This window comes from Methylobacter sp. BBA5.1 (assembly GCF_000746145.1).
GTDB lineage: Bacteria > Pseudomonadota > Gammaproteobacteria > Methylococcales > Methylomonadaceae > Methylobacter > Methylobacter marinus.
In genome coordinates this window covers 63,606-83,536 of record NZ_JQKS01000021.1, presented here as the reverse complement: position 1 = coordinate 83,536, position 19,931 = coordinate 63,606, and the positions used below count along the sequence as shown (strand labels likewise).

16 protein-coding genes are annotated in these 19,931 nt (G+C 50.8%); 9 read left to right on the top strand and 7 right to left on the bottom strand.

The window, feature by feature from the left end; genetic code table 11:
• The first annotated feature begins 26 nt into the window (after window positions 1–26).
• Window positions 27–2,204: a hybrid sensor histidine kinase/response regulator gene (locus EK22_RS23725; protein ID WP_020157375.1), complete on the top strand. Its 2,178-nt coding sequence runs from the start codon at window positions 27–29 to the stop codon at window positions 2,202–2,204.
• A 660-nt stretch (window positions 2,205–2,864) separates the two neighbouring features.
• Here the strand turns inward: EK22_RS23725 and EK22_RS13910 are convergent.
• Window positions 2,865–5,519: a PAS domain S-box protein gene (locus EK22_RS13910; protein WP_036251955.1), complete on the bottom strand. Its 2,655-nt coding sequence runs from the start codon at window positions 5,517–5,519 to the stop codon at window positions 2,865–2,867.
• A gap of 299 nt (window positions 5,520–5,818) precedes the next feature.
• Here EK22_RS13910 and ssb point away from each other — a divergent pair, with 299 nt between their 5' ends.
• On the top strand, window positions 5,819–6,292 hold the full coding sequence (gene ssb, locus EK22_RS13905) for a single-stranded DNA-binding protein (protein ID WP_020157373.1): 474 nt from the start codon (window positions 5,819–5,821) through the stop codon (window positions 6,290–6,292).
• Window positions 6,293–6,508: 216 nt separating this feature from the next.
• Window positions 6,509–6,958, top strand: coding sequence for a CBS domain-containing protein (locus tag EK22_RS13900; RefSeq protein WP_027146967.1), 450 nt, complete (start codon window positions 6,509–6,511; stop codon window positions 6,956–6,958).
• A 3-nt stretch (window positions 6,959–6,961) separates the two neighbouring features.
• On the opposite strand, the gene EK22_RS13895 is transcribed toward EK22_RS13900, so the two are convergent.
• Together EK22_RS13895 and EK22_RS13890 are read right to left on the bottom strand one after the other, a co-directional pair.
• Window positions 6,962–8,239 (bottom strand): serine aminopeptidase domain-containing protein, encoded by a 1,278-nt coding sequence (locus tag EK22_RS13895; RefSeq protein ID WP_036251952.1) that lies wholly within the window; start codon window positions 8,237–8,239, stop codon window positions 6,962–6,964.
• Window positions 8,240–8,347: 108 nt separating this feature from the next.
• Window positions 8,348–8,911 (bottom strand): YbhB/YbcL family Raf kinase inhibitor-like protein, encoded by a 564-nt coding sequence (locus tag EK22_RS13890; protein WP_036251949.1) that lies wholly within the window; start codon window positions 8,909–8,911, stop codon window positions 8,348–8,350.
• Window positions 8,912–9,083: 172 nt separating this feature from the next.
• On the opposite strand from EK22_RS13890, the gene EK22_RS13885 reads away from it, so the two are divergent.
• Together EK22_RS13885 and EK22_RS13880 are read left to right on the top strand one after the other, a co-directional pair.
• Entirely contained in the window at window positions 9,084–10,703 is a 1,620-nt protein-coding gene (locus EK22_RS13885; protein WP_036251947.1) for a bifunctional aminoglycoside phosphotransferase/ATP-binding protein, read from the top strand.
• 286 nt (window positions 10,704–10,989) lie between these two features.
• Complete coding sequence (locus EK22_RS13880) at window positions 10,990–12,090, top strand: AI-2E family transporter (RefSeq protein ID WP_051114321.1); 1,101 nt, start codon at window positions 10,990–10,992, stop codon at window positions 12,088–12,090.
• Between the two features lie 52 nt (window positions 12,091–12,142).
• On the opposite strand, the gene EK22_RS13875 is transcribed toward EK22_RS13880, so the two are convergent.
• From EK22_RS13875 to EK22_RS13865, 3 genes are read right to left on the bottom strand one after another with little or no spacing between them, the layout of a single operon-like run.
• On the bottom strand, window positions 12,143–13,558 hold the full coding sequence (locus EK22_RS13875) for a PhoH family protein (protein ID WP_020157365.1): 1,416 nt from the start codon (window positions 13,556–13,558) through the stop codon (window positions 12,143–12,145).
• Window positions 13,555–14,037 carry a peroxiredoxin gene (locus EK22_RS13870; RefSeq protein WP_027146965.1) on the bottom strand — a complete coding sequence of 161 codons (483 nt, stop codon included), beginning with the start codon at window positions 14,035–14,037 and terminating at the stop codon, window positions 13,555–13,557. The genes EK22_RS13875 and EK22_RS13870 overlap by 4 nt, the downstream gene beginning before the upstream one ends.
• A gap of 8 nt (window positions 14,038–14,045) precedes the next feature.
• Entirely contained in the window at window positions 14,046–14,609 is a 564-nt protein-coding gene (locus EK22_RS13865) for a glycine cleavage system transcriptional repressor (RefSeq protein WP_081917901.1), read from the bottom strand.
• Window positions 14,610–14,739: 130 nt separating this feature from the next.
• On the opposite strand from EK22_RS13865, the gene EK22_RS13860 reads away from it, so the two are divergent.
• On the top strand, window positions 14,740–16,275 hold the full coding sequence (locus EK22_RS13860; protein WP_036251943.1) for an SPOR domain-containing protein: 1,536 nt from the start codon (window positions 14,740–14,742) through the stop codon (window positions 16,273–16,275).
• Between the two features lie 25 nt (window positions 16,276–16,300).
• Entirely contained in the window at window positions 16,301–17,203 is a 903-nt protein-coding gene (locus tag EK22_RS13855) for a 5'-nucleotidase (protein ID WP_036251941.1), read from the top strand.
• Window positions 17,204–17,238: 35 nt separating this feature from the next.
• On the opposite strand, the gene epmB is transcribed toward EK22_RS13855, so the two are convergent.
• Complete coding sequence (epmB, locus tag EK22_RS13850; protein WP_036251938.1) at window positions 17,239–18,270, bottom strand: EF-P beta-lysylation protein EpmB; 1,032 nt, start codon at window positions 18,268–18,270, stop codon at window positions 17,239–17,241.
• An 88-nt stretch (window positions 18,271–18,358) separates the two neighbouring features.
• Between epmB and efp the strand changes: the two genes are divergently transcribed.
• Complete coding sequence (gene efp, locus EK22_RS13845) at window positions 18,359–18,928, top strand: elongation factor P (RefSeq protein WP_020157359.1); 570 nt, start codon at window positions 18,359–18,361, stop codon at window positions 18,926–18,928.
• Window positions 18,928–19,908 carry an EF-P lysine aminoacylase EpmA gene (gene epmA / locus EK22_RS13840; RefSeq protein ID WP_027146963.1) on the top strand — a complete coding sequence of 327 codons (981 nt, stop codon included), beginning with the start codon at window positions 18,928–18,930 and terminating at the stop codon, window positions 19,906–19,908. The genes efp and epmA overlap by 1 nt, the downstream gene beginning before the upstream one ends.
• The last annotated feature ends 23 nt before the right edge of the window (window positions 19,909–19,931 follow it).

Below are 19,931 nucleotides of genomic sequence, written 5' to 3'. Positions count from 1 at the left end.
TAATTGTTTTGCAGCAAGCTTCATCCATGATGACCACTCAATGTAGAGCCGAGGTTCTTGGCAAACTGTTCGTTATTCCCGGAACCCTGTGCATTCTTCCGGACCAGCAAACTATTGTTGATTTTGTCAATAAAGCGCTAAACCAGATCGTGCCCGGCCTTGCCTCGGTATATTTCTGCATGGAAGGTTCTATAAGCGTAACAACGTCGGATCCCGTTATTAACTGTACAGGCTGCGCCACTAACTGGGACAGGGCCTTTGCCTCTGCCGAACCCTGTGCACTGGATCGGGCAGGCACGCGCCGTCTGCCGCTGCGTACCGCGTCGAGGCTATACGGGTTCTTGATCTATTCGATTGATAATCTTGAGGAGTTTTTACCTTATGAGCCCTATGTCGCGAATCTTGCCAATATCGTTACCACGGAACTGGAAAGGCGCTCGTTGGAATTGACGAGGCGGACGGTCCAGGAACAGCTTCATCAAGTGCTACAGGAACTGGAGTCCGAGGTTGTCGACCGTACGACGGAGTTAGCGCAACGCAATGCCGAGCTTGAGAAGGAGATACAGTCCCGAAACAGCCTGGAAAAAGCGTTGCGGCTCAGCGAGGAACGCTACCGGTCCCTGACGATCGCCACGACACAGGTCACCTGGACAGCCAGCCCTTTGGGGGAAGTCATCGAGGATATCCCCAGTTGGCGGCTATTTACGGGCCAGAATGAGGAGGAGGTTAAAGGGCATGGCTGGATCAATGCCGTGCATCCGGAAGATCGTCAGCAGGCCATGATGGGCTGGCTGCAGTCGGTGAAGACCGCTTCTATCTATAACACGGAGTATCGCCTTTATCGACATGACGGCGAATATCGTTATGTTTCCGTTCGCGGGGTGCCTATATTGGAAGGGGACGGAAGCATTCGGGAATGGATAGGAACCTGCACGGATATTACCGAGCAGAAGCTGGTGGAAGCCGCGCTGCAGAAATCTCATGAGGAACTGGAAATCCGAGTGCAGGAAAGAACCGCGGAACTGGCGCATACTAATGAAATCCTGAGTAATGAGATTGCCGAAAGAAAACGCATGGAACAGGCGCTGCGCGAAACTGACCGCCATAAGGACGAATTCCTGGCCATGCTGGCCCACGAGCTGCGCAATCCGCTGGCGCCGATCCGCCACGCGCTGCATGTATTAAAGAAGCAGGGTCACACGGATCCCACGCTGGAATGGGGGCATGCGCTGGTTGACCGGCAAGTCACCCATATGGCGCGGCTGCTTGATGACCTGCTGGATGTGGCCCGCATCATTCAGAACAAAATCCGGTTGAAAATGGAACGTTGCGATTTAAACGATATCATTACCCATGCCGTGGAGGATTGCCTGCCCTTGATTGAAGAGCGGAAGCATCATCTCGTGCTTTCCCTGCCGGAAGAGCCTCAGTGGGTGGAAGGCGATGCGACACGGCTGGAGCAGGTTATTACTAATTTATTGAACAATGCCGCCAAGTATACGGAGGAAGGCGGTAAAATAACCCTCAGCGCCATGCAAACGGGCGTTTATGCACTGATACGCGTGGAAGATACCGGTGTCGGCATCGCCCCGGAACTTCTGGCGCATGTTTTTGATCTTTTTACCCAGGCCGATCGTTCCCTGGCTCATTCCCAGGGCGGGCTCGGACTTGGACTGACACTGGTGCGCCAGTTGGTCGAGAAGCATGGCGGCTCGGTCACGGCGGCGAGCGCCGGCGTCGGTCAGGGCAGTTCATTCACGGTACGGCTGCCACTTCTGCCGACCATTCAACCTGTTATCGAATCAACGAACGAATCTATGCCTAATACATCTATTTCTTTATTATCCGATCTACGCATTCTGGTCGTGGATGACTATGTCGATGCGGCTGAAAGCCTGGCGATGCTGCTGCAAGCGGAAGGCCATGAAGTCGAAACGGTCCACTACGGCCTGAAAGCGATCGAACAGGCGCAGCGTTTCCGGCCGCAGGTCGTGCTGCTCGATATCGGCCTGCCCGATCTGGACGGCTACGAGGTTGCCAAGCGGCTGCGGGCCTTGCCGGAAACCCGCGATACGATCCTGATCGCCTTGACCGGTTACGGACAGGCTGAAGACCGTAACCGGTCACAGAACGCGGGGTTCGACCATCACCTGCTCAAGCCGGTTAACTTTGAAAAGCTCTCGGATCTGCTGGCTTCCGCATGACTGCCGGCATAATGACCAGCTTGGGCGGCCGAAGACTAGCCAATATTTTTCATGCGGCCACACATTGGGGCAGTTAGTTCGATTTACTGCAAGTATCATTTTTTGAGTCGCTTCGGACAAATACGCGCGTAGAGGCGAATTCATTTATGCCCCCGGGTCGTACCCATGGAGCACAAGCGAATTCGACCCTACAGTGGCCGGCGTCAAAATCAGTGGTAACAAAAGGCGGCTCTCTTCCTCTTATCCTACATTCCGCGGCAAAATTTGACCCAATCAGAATTATTTCAGTATCGATTGTTAATCGGCCTGTTCATTTTCCTTGATTCCCAGGGTTTTAATCTGGCAATTCCTACGGATTGATCCCTGATACCGTAAAATGAACAGACACGTAGGGGCGAACCTGTGTGTTCGCCCTTGCTCAACGGTTCGCCTTTGGCCAGTGGTTCTCCGGTAACCCGTTGTGCACCCGAAACAGGGCGGACACGTAGGTCCGCCCCTACAATGCGTCCGCACGATACAGGCTCCCTCTTTGATTTCCATGTTACCTATTATTCCGGTAGTGGCTGATTTGGTTGCGGAATGTCGGTCTTATTCTGAATTCAGGTTATTGATGGCTCAGTGGGTTCCCATACTGAATTTTTTAGTCAAGACAAGGCGGCGTTATGATGCCGTCAGCAAGGCTGATAACTTCTCGAAGTTAACCGGCTTGAGTAAATGGTGATTGAATCCGGCCAATTCCGAACGTTCGCGATCTTCGGTTTGTCCGTAACCGGTCAAGGCGATCAGGGTCGTGTCGCGGGTTTCCGGTAAGGCCCGCAGCCGCTTGGCGACCTCGTAGCCGTCCAGATCGGGCAGGCCGATGTCGAGCAGCACGACCTGCGGCCGGAAACGCTGCGCCTGTTCGATCGCTTTCAGGCCGCAGTCGGCGGTTTCGACTTCATGGCCTTCCGCTTGCAGCAGCATGGTCAGGCTTTCGGCCGCGTCAAGATAGTCATCCACGACCAGGATGCGAAATTTGGGTATCGGTAACATGGATTGGGTCTGTGTGGATTCGATATCGGTGGATTTCATTGTCAAGGCCGGCAGCCGTACCGTGAATGAACTGCCCTGGCCGACGCCGGCGCTCGCCGCCGTGACCGAGCCGCCATGGATCTCGACCAACTGGCGCACCAGCGTCAGTCCAATGCCCAATCCGCCCTGGGAATGGGCCAGGGAATGGTCGGCCTGGGTAAAAAGATCGAAAATCTGTGGCAGAATGTCCGGAGCGATGCCGATGCCGGTGTCCTGGATCTTGATGACGGCGTCGGAATTGTCCCGCATCACGCTCAGCGTGATTGTGCCGCCTTCGCTGGTGTATTTGGCGGCATTGTTCAGCAAGTTGGACAAAACCTGCTCCAGCCGAACCCGATCGCCCTCGATCCACTGGGGGGTTGTGGTCTGGGAGACGATCAACTCCTGACCACGCGATTCGATCAGGGGGCGGCTGGTTTCTATGGCATTATTGACAATATCGGTAAGCTCGAAACGCTCGGACTTCAGGGTGATTTTGCCTTGCATGATGCGGGCCACATCCAGCAGGTCATCGAGCAGCCGCGCCATATGGGTCACCTGACGGTCGATGACATTACGGCTCCACACCAGCTTGGGATCCTCATCCTCCCGCATTTTCAGCAACTGCACGGCATTGCGGATGGGCGCCAGCGGATTGCGCAACTCGTGGGCCAGCATGGCCAGGAATTCGTCCTTACGGCGATCCGCGAGGCGCAATGCTTCCTCGGCACGCTTGCGCTCGGTAATGTCGGATGCCACTCCCAGCAGTTTGTTACAACTATTGTCGTCATCGAGCAGTGGGATTTTGACGGTGCTGTACCAATGCACGATGCCGTCGCAGCAGGTGACCTTTTCCTCCGGGATGCGCTTGGGAGTGCGGCTGCTTATTACCTCGAGGTCATCCTGCAGGAAGCGAGCCACTTCATCAGCATTGGTATTGAAAATTTGATCGGATTGACCGATCAAATCTTCAGGATTGGTGCCGTAGCAGCGGGCCAATGCCTCATTTCCTAAAATGAACCGGCTCTTCCGATCCTTGACGAAAATCATGCTAGGAGCGGCATCGATGACCTGTCTGAGGAACATGCGCTCATGTTGCAATGCTTCCTGGCTGCGTTTGATGTCGGTGATGTCCTTGGTTGTTCCGAAACCGCCGGTCAGCGAACCATGCTCGTCAAATTCAAGCTCGGCCTGTTCGCGCACCCATTTTATCTCCTGGCCGACTATAAGCCGGTGTTCTATATCGTAGGGCTTGCCGGTAAGCGCGTCTTTCCATGCCTTATCGACTAACGCCCGATCGTCCGGATGAATAATCTCAAGAAATAATTGATAGGTTAGGGACGTGCCCTTGGAGATGCCAAAAATGCGGTAATTTTCATCGGACCAGTCCAGAATATTGTTCCCGATGTCCATGCGCCAACTGCCGATATGAGCGACGGCCTGGGCGCGATTCAGATTGATCTGGCTCTGGCGCAATGCCTCTTCGGTTTTCTTGCGTTCAGTGATGTTCGTACTCACCGTGGCCAAGCCGGCAAGATTTTCGTTTGGATCCTTCAGGACAAAGACGTTGCAGATCATCCAGAAAGCTTCGCCGGTTTTGAAGTGCCGGAAGCGGATTTCAATCTCGCCGCGGCCGTTCTGAATTACGGCGGGAAAGAACTCATCCATCATGAATGCCTGGTCTTCCGGAAAAAAGAATTCCCTGATCGGTATGTCAAGACCCTGTTCGAGGCTATCCAGGCCTACGAGACGCAGGCCGGCATCGTTGATAAAAAAAGGCGCGCCTTCCGTATCGCACATGCCGATAAATTCAGTGCTGCTTTTAGCCAGAAACACATATAAATCCCGCTCTGCTCTCGTTTTGTTGCGCTCGGCGATTTCTTGCTTAAGCTGCTCTTCCCGTTCCATGACCGTATGCAGTGCCCGTTGTTGTTGCTTGTATAAGAGCGAAATTATCAGGCTGCATATTGCGCCTACACTAGCCAGAAGCACGACGTGCAGCATTTCGCCGGGGCTGGCGACAGCGATGAGCTTGTAGGGCTCGAATAAAAAATAAATGCTTGCCACCGCACTCACTAACGTGGTGAAAAGTCCCGCCAGCAATCCTCCGCACCAGGCGGCGAATGCAATTACGACCAAAAAAAGCAGCAGTTGCGGCGTATATCCGAATATAAGCTGAAGGTCTTTCAAAATATACAAGATCACCGCAACCCCCAGTATTGAAGCGATATAGACATTGCGGAAAAAATATTTAAGATGAATCATTTTTATCTGTAGCGATCTATATTGACATTCGTGAGTTTAATCCAAATCGTAAGAGGGGTCCTGAAATCAAAATGGATAAGGTTGTCCTTATTAACCTGTCACAGTCCGGAAAACAGCAATGGGTTAATCGTCCAGTTGCACTATCATCTTTTTCCTTACCTGGAAAGATGCGATGATAGCCAGAGTAACTTTTAGGGCTGCTATTTTTTCATAACTAAAGGTAGAGAATTTTTTAAATCTTATAGTTCAATGAGAAACAGTATAATCATTGGCCAAACAGAGAAATTGCGGAGAAATTGATGCTTAATAAAGTGATATTGATAGGGAATTTAGGGGCTGACCCTGAAGTGCGATATATGCCGGCAGGTGGCGCTGTCACTAATATCAGTCTGGCGACCACAAGACGATGGAAGGATAAGCAAACCGGCGAAAGGCGCGATGCCACTGAATGGCATCGGATTGTATTTTTTAACCGTTTAGCGGAAATAGCCGGCGAATATCTCAAGAAAGGCAGTCAGGTTTATGTTGAAGGCCGTTTGCAAACCAGAAAGTGGCAGGGGCAGGACGGACAAGATCGCTATACGACTGAAATCATAGCGGAAGAAATGCATATGCTGGGCAGCCGTAGCGGCGGTACTTCCAGTTTTGGCACGGATCAGCCGCAGGCGGGTTATTCCGCTCCGTCATCGAAGCCTCAGCCGCCGCAAGGCAATGCGCCGTCCATGCCGTCGCCGCCCGAGTATGATGATTTCGATGACGATATCCCGTTCTGATGGATACTTGAGATAGAGTCTGTAAAGAATACACTTAAGCCCCTGATTAAAGGGGTTTTTTTATTTTTAAATAATGCACTTTTATATGCATTAGCGGACTGGTGGCGTGATTTTTAATGAATTGATCACAATCATTATAAATTTTATCCAATCAGTCATTATTATTGTTCATGCCTTGTCGCTCGGGCTTCTTATCTTTCAGGTTCAGGAGGCGCCATGTCAGTAGGAACAATTTGTAATCGTGAAGTGGTCATTGCCGAAAAAGAATCCTCTGTCTCAGAAGCCGCAAAGCTTATGCGCGAGTATCATGTCGGTAATGTGATCGTGACTGAAAATCGTAATGGCTTGAATTATCCGGTAGGTATGGTAACCGACAGGGATATCGTGATTAAACTGATCGCCAAGGATATCGACATCGATGCCGTTAACGTCGGCATTATCATGGCCGAGGATCTGGTCGTGGCAAGGGAAGACGATGATCTGATCGATACTGTCAAGAAAATGTGCGGCAAGGGCGTGCGGCGCTTGCCGGTCATCGATGCGTCCGGCGCGTTAATCGGCATTCTGGCGATGGACGATCTGGTAGATCTGTTTGCAGAGCAATTAAGGGATCTGGCCGGCTTGATCAGAAAAGAACTACTCTACGAAAAAAATCTCAGGCCATGATTGTTATTCCTGTTTCAGGCGTTTTCGCAGCCAGTCATCAATAAGGCCAAGGATCTGCTCGCGTAACGGAGAGGCTGAAAAAAGCTGTTCATGATGGCTGATGCTGGCGAGCAAAACGAGCCGGTTATGCGGGTGATGTTGACGGGTTGCGGTGGCAAAATCAATGCTGCCCCAGGCCGGGGTAATGGGGTCGTTTTCGGAATAAATGAGTAGATAAGGACTGTCGAAATGATTCATTTGGCGCCGGAACCGGATGATTTCCTTTTCAACCGCCAGCACATAGCGCAGGACAGTCTGCCTTATCATGTACTTATCTTCGCTCAGCCGGCGTTTTTCTTCCTCGGAGTCGGTCAGGTATTCGCTCACCCAATCCGGTGCAGTCGGCGAAAACAAATTGCGCATGCCAGGCAGCGACAGCAATTCAATCATGCCGTCTTGCAGCGGCACGCTGATCAGGGCCAGCAGTTGATTGAACAGCATGACCGGGAAGGGTTCGTCCTGCGGATTGAGAAAATGTTCATGGGTATGAAAACTGAAACGGACTAGCGGATTTTGAAACCAGCCTCGCCAGCCCGGCACTTCCGTGACTGAAAAGGCCGGGGCGCTGAACACGATGCCTTTTATTCGGGTGGTGATGGCCTTATTTTCAGCCTGCAGCAGATGAGAGGCGGTAATCAGCGAGCCCAAACTGTGGGACAGGATGAATATGGGCAGCGGTTTATCGCCAGGGATGGTGTGTATGCCGCTAGCCAGCCGGGAGCTGGCGCGGCGATCGTCAGGGATGCTGTGTGTGCCTTCAGTCTGTGGGGAACTGGCGCGGAGATGGCAATGATCGGACAGGTAATGCAGGGCCGAAGCGAGATCGTCGCGCATCGACTGCAGGTCCCGGAATTGAGCTTGTTCAAGATAAGCATGACTGGCATCATAGGCCGCCGCGCCGGCGGCGATGCTTTCATGGGCTTTCGACAATACCGGGTTGCTCAGGCCGTGCGCCGTCAGGTCCATGCCCAGAACGATGAAGCGGTCGGCGAAGTATTCGGCCACATGACCATAGCGGCCGACATATTCGTTCATGCCGTGCACAATCAACAGGCAGCCTTGAATCGCGTCCGGCGACGCCGGCCTCAGGAGCTGCATGCTTCGCCGGGCGTCATTTTCCGCTGTCTTTAGATAGGTCGGTTCGCCCCATAAAGGATAGGGCGCCGTCACCGTTTGCTGGCGCGAGCAGGCGCTGCAAAACAGCAGACATGCGGTGAAACAGACGGCGGCCGGCTTAGTCATGAACGGGCAGCGAGGATTGATAAAGCCGGCACAGGGAGCCTCGAATGCCGGGTTTACCAATCCTGCCTGCAGTTTTAATCAGTCTGAGAATAGGTCTGTACATGGGGCTTACTGGCGCTGATAAGTGCCGATCAATTCGGTCTGATCGATTATGTGCCCTTCCATCGCCTTCTCGAGCTGGGCTTTATCAGGCCAATGCAAATCCGGCAGTTCTATGTCCAGGGCGTAGAGCTTGTGAAAATAACGGTGCCGGCCTTTGGGCGGACAGGGGCCGCCGTAACCGGTGCGCTTCCAGTCGTTCTTGCCTTGCAGCGTATCCGGCGGCAAATCACTCGGCGTTATGCCTTGCGGCAAGCCGGCCGCCGCCGGCGGGATGTTGTAAAGCACCCAGTGCACCCAAGTCATTTTGGGCGCGGCCGGATCGGGCGCATCCGGGTCATCGACGATCAATACCAGCGATTTGGCGACTTGTGGAATATCCGACCAGGTCAACGCCGGCGAAACATCCTCGCCGTCGCACGTATACTGCTTGGGAATTTCGCCCTGGTGGGCAAAGTCGGGAGACTTCAAGGTCATGGTCATGGATTTTTCTCCTTCAACCGGGAAAGCCGGGATGGTATAAAAGCAGAAAATTAAACAAATCGAATAGACGGCTCTATTGATTGCCTTCATGGGTCACCTCGTTTTCTGTCAATGGCATAGTATCGTCGTGGCTGTTTAAATGCCGCAATGAGGCGAATCAATAATGCCGCCATTTCAATACGCCGCAACTCTTGGGAAGATACGATACTCTTAACGTTATTCGACATTTTTTATTGCACTGATAAAACAGCCGAGGTATCGCATGAACAATGCATCAACCAAGAATAGCAATAGGCCGGCCGGCGCAGGTGATGCCGTTTATCCGCCGCTGATTCAGGCATTGCACAGAGCCAATGCATATCCGCATGCCATCGAACCGATCCGGCTGGTTGAAACCCATATTTCCTGGCTGCTGCTGACAGGAGAATATGTATACAAAATCAAAAAACCGGTTGATTTCGGTTTTCTGGATTTCTCAACGCTGGAGCGGCGGCGGTTTTTCTGCGAAGAGGAGTTGAGGCTTAACCGGCGCCTCGCGCCTGAGCTGTATCTCGATGTCGTGCCGATTACGGGAACGTCTGAGCATCCGCAAATAGCCGGTACGGGGCCGGCTATCGAATATGCGGTCAAGATGGTGCAGTTCCCCGCCGGGCAATTGCTGAGTGAGCGTGCCGAACGCGGCCAGCTGGAGACGGGCGAGATCGATCAAATAACCCGGCTGATCGCGGCATTTCATGAAACCATTGAACGGACCGGGGAGGAGTCCGTTTATGGTAATAGTGATGTCATCCAGCAATGGTTTATGGAAAATATCGATACGGTCAAGCCGCTGCTGGCCGATGCTTCGCAATTGCGGCAGCTTGAGTCCATTCAGGCATGGGGGGATGCGCAATGGCGCGGCAAGATCGCGCTGATGCAGCAACGCAAGCGGCAGGGCTATGTGCGTGAATGTCACGGCGATCTGCATCTGAATAACATTACCTTGATTAACGGCAAGGTCACGCTGTTCGATTGTATCGAATTCAATCCGACGCTGCGCTGGATCGATGTCGTTAGCGAGATAGCCTTCCTGTTTATCGATCTGCTGCACGTGGGTTATGAGCGTTTGGCCAATCGTTTTCTCAATCAATATCTGCATTACACGGGCGATTACGGCGGCTTGGCTTTGCTGCGTTATTACCTGGTCTATCGTGCCATGGTGCGCGCTAAAGTGACACTGCTGCGCATGGCCCAGCAGCAGAATAATGAGGCCGTTTGTGCCCGCGCACGCGCCGACTATGCGGTCTATGCGCATCTGGCCGAACGCTTTACTAAGGATGGCTGGCCCGCGTTGATCATCACTCATGGTTATTCGGGATCCGGCAAGTCCACGCTGGTCAGCCAGTTGGCAGAACGGCTGGGCGTGATACAGATTCGTTCCGATGTCGAACGTAAAAGATTGTTCGGCTACCGGATGCTGGAGGCGACTCGTAGCGGCGTTGATCAAGGGCTTTATACGCAAGAGGCGGGGCGTCAGACCTTCCAGCGCCTGGCCGGGCTGGCCAGGTCCGTGATTGAGGCGGGCTTTACGGCGGTTGTCGACGCGACCTTCATTGCCGCCGCACTGCGTGAGCAATTCCGAGCGCTGGCAAACGACTGCGGCGTGCCCTTTCTGATCATCGATTTTCAGGCATCCGAGCAGGAGTTATACAGGCGCATAGAACAGCGGCGGCAATTGAAGAATGACGCTTCCGAAGCGACTATAGAGGTATTGAAACAGCAGCTTGCCTCGGCGCAGCCGCTGTCCGCGGATGAACTGGCCTTTACGATAAGAGTGAATACCGAGAGCGATAACACCCTGGATCAGTTGCTCCATGATGTAAATAAATTTTTATTGCATTAAGGATTTGGTCGTCAATAATTTCCCTGTTTAGACATCGTTCGCGAGCGATGTATTTCACTGCGCGCCGCCTGGAGCGCCTGCTTTTGGTCAGCGCATCCTATGCAAGATTCCAGTTTCAGGAAGTCATTTTTAGCCAGATCCTAACAACAGCAAAAGGCACCGCGGATCGAGTGATTATCCTGTCTGATTTCCTTATAAGTGCCTTATTATTAAAATCATCATAGGTCTATTGGTTTATTGGATGTAAAATGGTTTTGATAATTATTATAAAAATGCTCTGTTATTCATGACCCCCCAATCCTCATTAATAAGTTCAAATTTCTTTAGAGACTGTTTTAAGCGTTTTTTGCCCAATTCCCAAGCTGTCGCGCTGGCAGTTATTTTGATCGTCAGTTTTGTGCTGATTTTTTCATTGTCAGGTTTATTGATGCCGGTCTTCTCATCCATTGTTCTGGCTTATTTACTGGAAGGACTGGTGGGCAAGGCTGAAAGCATGCGTCTGCCGAGATTGCCGGCGGTTTATCTGGTGTTTTCCGGCTTTATGGCATGTCTGGGATTTTTACTGTTTTATCTCATGCCGATTGTGTCGCAGCAAGCAGTAGAACTTGTCCAACACATCCCGCTGATCATCAATCAAGTGCAGAACGGCATCATGCGTTTGCCGGAAATGTATCCGCAATTTATTTCGGAAAGCAAAATCAGGGAGATGATGTTTGCCGTTCAGCGAGAATTATTAACGTATGGCCAGAATATGCTGTCGGTTTCGGCGGCATCCGTGATGAGCCTGGTCAGTGCCATGGTTTATCTGTTTCTGGTGCCGTTAATGATATTTTTCTTTTTGAAGGATAAAGAAATACTGGTGGACTGGCTGTTGCAGTTCATGCCCCGGGATCGGCATTTAACCGTGCGAGTCTGGAAGGAAGTCGATGTGCAGATAGGCAATTATGTACGGGGAAAATTTGCCGAAGTTTTTATTCTGTGGTCGGCCAGCTATGTAACGTTTTCTACGATGGGCTTGAATTATGCGATGCTGCTGGCTGTCCTGATGGGCTTGTCGGTTATTATTCCGTATGTGGGCGCCACATTAGTGACTTTTCCGGTTCTGGGCGTGGCTTATTTTCAATGGGGGCTGGCCGGCGATGACTTTATGTATGTCGTGATCGCCTATTCGATCATCCAGGCATTGGACGGCGTGGTGCTGGTGCCGGTGCTGTTTTCCGAAGCGGTCAATTTACATCCGATAGCGATTATTGTGGCTATTCTGTTATTTGGCGGCCTGTGGGGTTTTTGGGGCGTGTTTTTCGCAATTCCGCTGGCGACAGTGGTTAAAGCCGTGCTGACGGCCTGGCCGCGGATCGAGGATAACCCTGATCACATGATTTATTAGATTTCAGCACCAAGGCGAAAGCGGTCGACCTTCGCCCTGGTCTTTGGACTCCTTACAGAATATCCGACGCGTAATCGGCCAGGCGCGAGCGCTCGCCCCGACGCAGGGTGATGTGCGCGCCATGCGGCCAGGTTTTGAAGCGATCGACTACATAAGTTAAACCGGAAGTAGTCGCGGTTAAATAGGGCGTGTCTATCTGTCCCAAGTTGCCGATGCAGATGATTTTTGTGCCGGGCCCCGCGCGCGTTATCAGGGTTTTCATTTGCTTGGAGGTCAGGTTCTGCGCCTCGTCAATAATCAAAAACCGGTTAAGGAAGGTCCGGCCGCGCATAAAGTTGAGCGACCTGATCTTGACCCGGTTCATGATCATGTTCGTGGATGCGCCTTGTTCCCAGTCAGTTTGTCCGGAACGGCTGCCGAGCAGTTCAAGGTTATCGATTAACGCCCCCATCCACGGCGCCATTTTTTCTTCTTCAGTACCGGGCAGAAAACCGATATCTTCGCCAACCGGAATGGTTTCGCGCGTCATGACGATTTCCTGATAAGTTTTATTTTCTATGGTCATGACAAGGCCAGCGGCCAGGGCCAGTAAGGTCTTGCCCGTGCCTGCCGTGCCCAGCAAGGTGACGAAATCTATTTCCGGATCCAGCAGTACGTTAAAGGCGAAGTTCTGTTCGCGGTTTCTGGCCGTAATGCCCCAGACATTATTGTGTTTGGAACGATAATCCCTCGCCAACTCCAATATGGCCACTTGTCCCTCGACAGACCTTACGATGGCTTCGAAATTGGATTCGTCCTCTATATATAAGTACTGGTTGGGATACCATTCGGCAACCAGCGGATCCTCCAGTTTGTAAAAAGTACGGTCTTTTTCCTGCCACGATTCCATTTTACTGCCGTGCTGTTCCCAGAAATCGCTGCCTAATGCCTTGGCGCCGCTGTATAACAGATCGATGTCTTCCAGCGTCTGGTCGTTATGGTAATCCTCGGCAGGCAATTGCAGCGTCGCCGCCTTGATGCGCATGTTGATGTCCTTGGACACCAGAATGACATTATTGTTGGGCAGTTCTTTGGTAAGGGCCAGGACAATGCTCAAGATAGAGTTGTCGGGGATATTGCCGGGCATGCTTTCCGGCAACAGTGCCGTCATGGCACTGGTTTGAAAATACAGTCGCCCCTGGCTTTCGACGCCCTCGGCCAAGCCGTGTTCTATGCGCGATAAGGGCAGGCCATCGTTAATGGTTTGCGTATCGGCATCACTTATCAATTCATCCAGAAACCGGCTGACTTGTCTGACATTACGGGCAACTTCGGTTAAACCTTTTTTAGAGTGATCCAGTTCTTCCAATACGATCATCGGGATAAAAATATCATGTTCCTGAAAACGGAAAATGGCGGTCGGATCGTGCATCAGTACATTGGTATCTAAAACAAATAGTTTTTTCTCCGGTGGAGTTTGAATATTCATGGCTGGTTTCCTGTGAGTTCCGCCAATGCTTGCAGAACTTCTTCTATATGTGTTTTAACTTTTACTTTGCGCCATTCGCGGACAAGTAATCCCTGTGGGTCGATGAGGAAAGTGCTGCGTTCGATGCCGCGAACCTCTTTGCCGTACATCTTTTTCATTTTTATGACATCAAATTGTCGGCATAGTGCTTCATCCTGATCCGACAGCAGATCGAAAGGAAACGCCTGTTTACTCTTAAAGCCTTCATGAACGCGGACCGTATCGCGCGAGACGCCTAATACAATGGCATTGAAGCGGGTAAATTTATCGATATTGTCGCGGAAGCCGCAGCCTTCCTGTGTGCAGCCGGGGGTATTGTCTTTGGGGTAAAAATACAGAACAATGTATTTACCCGGGTAATCCGATAATTTGACGGACTTGTCGCCGGTGGAAAGGGCCTCAAAATCAGGCACAGGAATGCCTATGCTGGGTGGAGTCATGACTAGACCTATCGTTTTATGGGTTCAAGGATTGAATCGATATTCAATTGATCGCAGAAATCCAGGAATTCCTCGCGCAGTGACAGCAGGTGCAGATGCGGCGGGATTAATATGACAAACTTGGTTGAGAAGACGGAGGTTTGAATGTAGGGCGCCTGATAACAGCTGCCGGATATTTCCTCAATGCCGATGTCGCGGTCAAACAGGAAAGTCGCGATTGATTCCATCACATTATCGCGATCCAACGATATCGTTTCTAAAGAATAAGGCACATAATCACAGCCCTTGTCTTTGTGTTCGATGCGTAGTTTATGAATATTAATCTCTAGCCGTTTCTGGATGACATCCAAAGTGCTTTCGAGTTTGGCAATATGATTCCAGTTTCCTTGAATAAGCAGATAAGCGGCTGTAGCCTGAGCCAGGCGGGATGACCTTATTTCGAGGATGTTGCATTTACAGTCGCGTACGGCGGGTAATATTTTTGCAATAAAATTAATCTGGTTGTCGCCTAAAACGGTGATAGCTAGTTGCATATTATTCTTAATCAAAGTTTTTATTTGAAAGTTTAACATCAAATGAGCGAAACTTTGCGAACATTAAGTTTTATTGGCCCTAAAATAAAGTAATTTTTTTCAAGTCGGCAAATACCGGCATTAATTTCAATTTTATGGTGATGTTACTCCTCATTATAAGGATTCAAATATGACAGATTCAGCAAATAATAACCCCAAAAACAGGCCTCATAGCTTCAATGAGGATTTGGATGCCATGCTGGATAAAGCAAAGTCATCCCTGGCTTCATCAGATAACCGGGAAGATGATGAGGATGCTATTGACGGATTGCTCATGGCTGATGGGCTTGATGCCGCGGAGGCGCAACAGGCTGACAGCAGTAAAGATCTCAGCGATAACGATAACGATTTGTCGGATGAGTTTGACGATTTTAGCGATGACTTCGCGGAATTAATGCTCGTTCAGGACGAGGAAGAAGAAAAATTCGACCCATTTGCCCATGTCGTCATTGACGATGAAGCAAGCGCTTCAACTGATGATGAAATGCCCAGTGGCATTGAGGTTTTTTTTGAATTCGATGATTTTGATGGGCAGGCGCCTGATGCTGAACCAGACAAGCCGATAGCTCAAGCTAGGCATCAGGAAGCGGTACTGGATGAAGGCTATCAGGACGATGACTTTCCTTTACCGGAGCGGGCGTCTGATAAAGGAACATTTTTGAATCTAAATAACGAGCCGGAAAATCAAGACACTCATGCCGCGTTCCAGGAGACAAAAAGGCCTGAAAAAAAGCCGGGCATGGAACTGCCGCCGATATCCATGCCGAATATGGAAGACGTGATGGCTGGAATAAAGCCGAGGCGCGGTGCGGATGAACCCTTTATATCTGATAGCGCCGACACGGCGGTACCGGGGCGATTCAATCCTGATCAGGAATCCATTAACCGGCTTCAGAAAGCGTTGAGAACCGAATTTGAAAGTAAAACTAAAAAAATAAGGCTGTTCGCTTATGTTGCCATGGGGTTGAGCTGCGTTACATTGGTTTCCGCGCTTGGATTCGGTTTAATGGCCTACAGTGCGAAAAAGGAAGCTTTAAGGCTGAGCGAACTGGTTGCCACGCTTGAAAAAGCGGAGGGGCGGGCTGCTCTGCAAGGTTCAGATCAGGAACTGGATGATATCAAATCGGCCATAGAGCAGTTGAACCAGAGAGTCGATGGCATTATGGAGCAGTTATCAAACAAGGTTCCATTATCAACGGAAGCAGAGACAAACGAACCGACAGAGGAACTGGCGGCAGCAGAAACGGAACAAGATATGCTGAGAGACTTGCAGGCCAGACTGGATGCATTGGAAAGAAAAGCGCTGGCGGTACAGGCAATAAAACCGGGAGACGCAAAGGCGGAAGTTATAAAACCGATAACTGTCTCCGTAAAAGAAAGCAATACCAAGAGTTCTAAAAGCACCTCCGGAAAAGTCAACACAACAGCCGGTTGGTCGGTCAATCTGGTTGCCTACAGGCAGCAATGGTACGCTAAAAGCAAAGCGGCTGAATTCGGACGAAAAGGCATCCCTGTTGAGGTGGTCAATGTCAAAGTGGATAACACTATCTGGTATCGGCTGCGGGTAGGCGGGTTTAAAAATAGAGAAGAAGCCACTTTATATGCAACGAAAGTCAAGAAAACCCTTAATTTAAGCTCGGTCTGGGTAGGCAATGCCCAGGGTTAAGGACCGGATATTGATCAGATAAGGCATGAGCAGGCAAAAACTCGTTGTCGCGGTTTCATCCAGAGCCTTGTTCAATCTGGACGATTCCCATGCGATATTCCAAACCCAGGGCAAAGAAGCTTTCTGCCGTTATCAAATTGAGCATGAAGATGAAGTGCTGGCTCCCGGTTACGGATTTTCCCTGGTACAGAAATTCCTGGCGATCAACGAGCGTTGTGTGGATGAGCCGCTCGTTGAAATTGTCCTGGTATCGCAAAATAGCGCCGATACAGGGCTGAGAGTCTTCAATTCAATTATTCATTACGGTTTGGATATTACCCGTGCCGCATTTACCAGTGGCATGTCTCCTTACAATTATATTTCGGCATTCGGCGCGCAATTATTTTTGTCGGCCAATGCCGATGATGTCACCCAGGCGCTGGATGCCGGTTTTGCCGCCGCGACTATACTTTGCGGTTCCTCATTGACTAACCCGTCCAGCCAGTTGCGCATCGCGTTTGATGGCGATTCCGTGTTGTTTTCGGATGAATCGGAGCGTATCTATCAACAGCAGGGGCTGCAAGTATTTGCCGAGAATGAGCGTAATGAGGCCAAAACGCCTTTGCCGGGCGGCCCTTTTAAAGACTTCCTGGCCGCGCTGCATTATATTCAGACGCAGTTCGATCCGCAGTCGTCACCGATCAGGACGGCTTTGGTGACCGCGCGTTCTGCACCCGCTCATGAACGCGTGGTCAGAACCTTAAGGGCTTGGGGCGTGCGTATCGATGAGGCGCTGTTTTTGGGCGGCATGGGCAAAGGACCTTTCCTGAAAGCTTTTGGCGCCGATATTTTCTTCGATGATCAGAAAAAACATTGTGAATCCGCGGCCCAGCATGTGGCCGCGGCGCATGTGCCTCACGGCATTGCCAATCAAGTAATCGCGGATTAGTGCCGGCCTGGGAGACTGCAATATAAACCGGATGGTCAGCGATAGCCGCTGGCGTCATTCAGCACGTACTGTTTGGAGGCCATGCCGGCCACTTCCTTAACCAGTTTCGGTACAAGATAGCCGGGCAGGATCGCCTGGACCTGCCGCATTAGCGTTAACGCTTCCTGTTCGCAGACTTCAAAATGGCCCGTTCCGATCGCCTGGTCGAGCAAATGCAGATAATAAGGAATGATGCCATGGCTGAATAAGCGCTCGCTCAGCTCGCATAGCTGTTCCGCCGTATCATTGACGCCTCTTAACAGTACCGATTGGTTGAACAGTGTGATGCCGTTATTTTTGAGCGCCGCACAGGCGGAAATCACGCGCTCATTGATTTCATTGGCATGATTGCAATGTATGACCAGGATGATTTGGGCAGGACTTTGTCTCAGAGTGTCAATTAATGCTTCGGTTATTCGGGCGGGTAGCACGACGGGCAGCCGGCTATGTATCCGGATGCGTTTTAAATGCTTGATACGGCCCAGTTGCTGAATAAGTCTGGATAATCGGGCGTCGTTGAGCACTAGCGGATCACCGCCGCTTAAAATCGCTTCCGAAATGCCGGGGTTCTGTTCTATATACCGGATTGCGGCGTCTTCCTTTTGTTTGCTCAGTTGCAGGTCGGCATAAGGAAAGTTCCTGCGGAAGCAATACCGGCAATTGATGGCACAGCTGCCGGTATTGATGAACAAGACACGGCTTTGGTATTTGTGCAGTACGCCGAATTCGGTCGCGGCCTGAAGATCGCCGACCGGATCGGCGCTGAAACCCGGGTGGGCAAGCAGTTCATCGTTGACCGGCAATACCTGTCTGAGCAAGGGGTCATGCGGATTGCCTTTTTCCATGCTTGCAGCAAAACTGAGCGGAACGCGCAAGGGAAAGCGTCTGCCGGCCGCTGCCGAAACCGGCAGGATATCCTGTGGCAAGTGTAAATAATGACATAAATCTTCAATATTATTAAAGGCTTCGGCAAGCTGCTGTTGCCAGCTTGAATTAAAGTGTTCTGTTTCGCTTTGTTGCTCTGACATGAAATGGCTTATTTTAAAGTTTCTATCGGTAGTGGCCATCTATTATAATGGTTAAGTTTTAATTATTGTTTGTAGTCTCGAGGATAAAATGGCTAGTTATAGTACTAATGAATTTAAAGCCGGGTTGAAAGTCATGTTGGATAATGACCCCTGTGCAATTATTGAAAATGAATTTGTCAAGCCGGGAAAGGGACAAGCCTTTAATCGGGTAAAAATCAGAAACCTCAAAACTGGCCGTGTGATCGAAAGAACATTTAAATCAGGCGAGTCTTTAGAAGGGGCCGACGTTGTCGATGTGGAAATGCAATACCTGTATAACGACGGCGAATTCTGGCATTTTATGGTGCCGGATACGTTTGAGCAGTATCAGGCCGATGGAAAAGCGGTAGGCGAAGCTAAAAATTGGCTGAAAGACCAGGATTTTTGTACCGTAACGTTATGGAATGACGCGCCGCTTTCCGTCGCCCCGCCCAACTTCGTCGAATTGGCCATTACCGAAACCGATCCTGGCGTGCGCGGCGATACTTCAGGCGGCGGCGGCAAGCCGGCTACGCTGGAAACTGGCGCGGTAGTCAGAGTGCCTTTGTTTGTCCAAATCGGTGAGGTTGTCAGGGTGGATACGCGTACCGGTGAATATGTCTCGCGCGCTAAAGACTAGTGCTGAGTGATTGGCGGCCGACATGTCCCGTAGAGCATTTGCGTCTGAGAGCGCAAATGCTCGCTGCAATACGTGGCTTTTTTGAAGAAAGATCCGTGCTTGAGGTGGAAACGCCTTTATTAAGTCATGGCATCGGAACAGACCCGCAGTTAGAGTTTTTCACCACAGAATATTGTTTATCGCCCCGGAAGCAAACACTGTTTTTGCAAACATCGCCTGAGTTTGCCATGAAGCGGCTGCTCGCAGCCGGCAGCGGTTCTATTTATCAAATAACCAAAGCCTTCAGAAACGGTGAGTCAGGACGCTTCCATAATCCAGAATTCACATTGCTTGAATGGTATCGGGTTGGCTTTAAGTTGCCGGATTTGATGAATGACTGCGCCGACTTGATAACTCTGTTATTTGCTAACCGCAGACCGCTGCGGGCAACGCAGCGATTCAGCTATGAGGAAATATTTCACCGCTATACCGAACTGAATCCGCTTGAGTTTTCTTATCGGCGGTATTGTGCCTATGCACTGGCTAATCAATTACCTGAAGCCGTCAGCATTTGCGGGCACGATCATGCGCTATGGCTGGATTTTATTTTCAGCCATAAAGTCCAGACGCATTTGGGCCAAAATGCTTTATGCATGGTATACGGCTATCCCGCCTGCCAATCATCATTAGCGAGAATCAATGCGCAAAATCCACTGATCGTCGATCGGGTCGAGCTGTTTATCAATGGTGTTGAACTGGGCAATGGCTATTTTGAATTGACCGATGCCGAAGAGCAGGGCAGGCGTTTCGATAAGGAACTGGATATCAGGCGGCAAAAAAGCCTGCCTGCTTCAGTCAAGGATGGCCGTTTTGTTGCTGCGTTGCAGGCCGGCTTGCCGGAATGCTCGGGCATGGCCATCGGTCTGGATCGTTTGCTAATGCTATTGTCGGACAGCGCGTCGATTAATGATGTACTGGGTTTTCCTATTGATAGGGCTTAACTCGTTTAAAATCTTTACTGTGC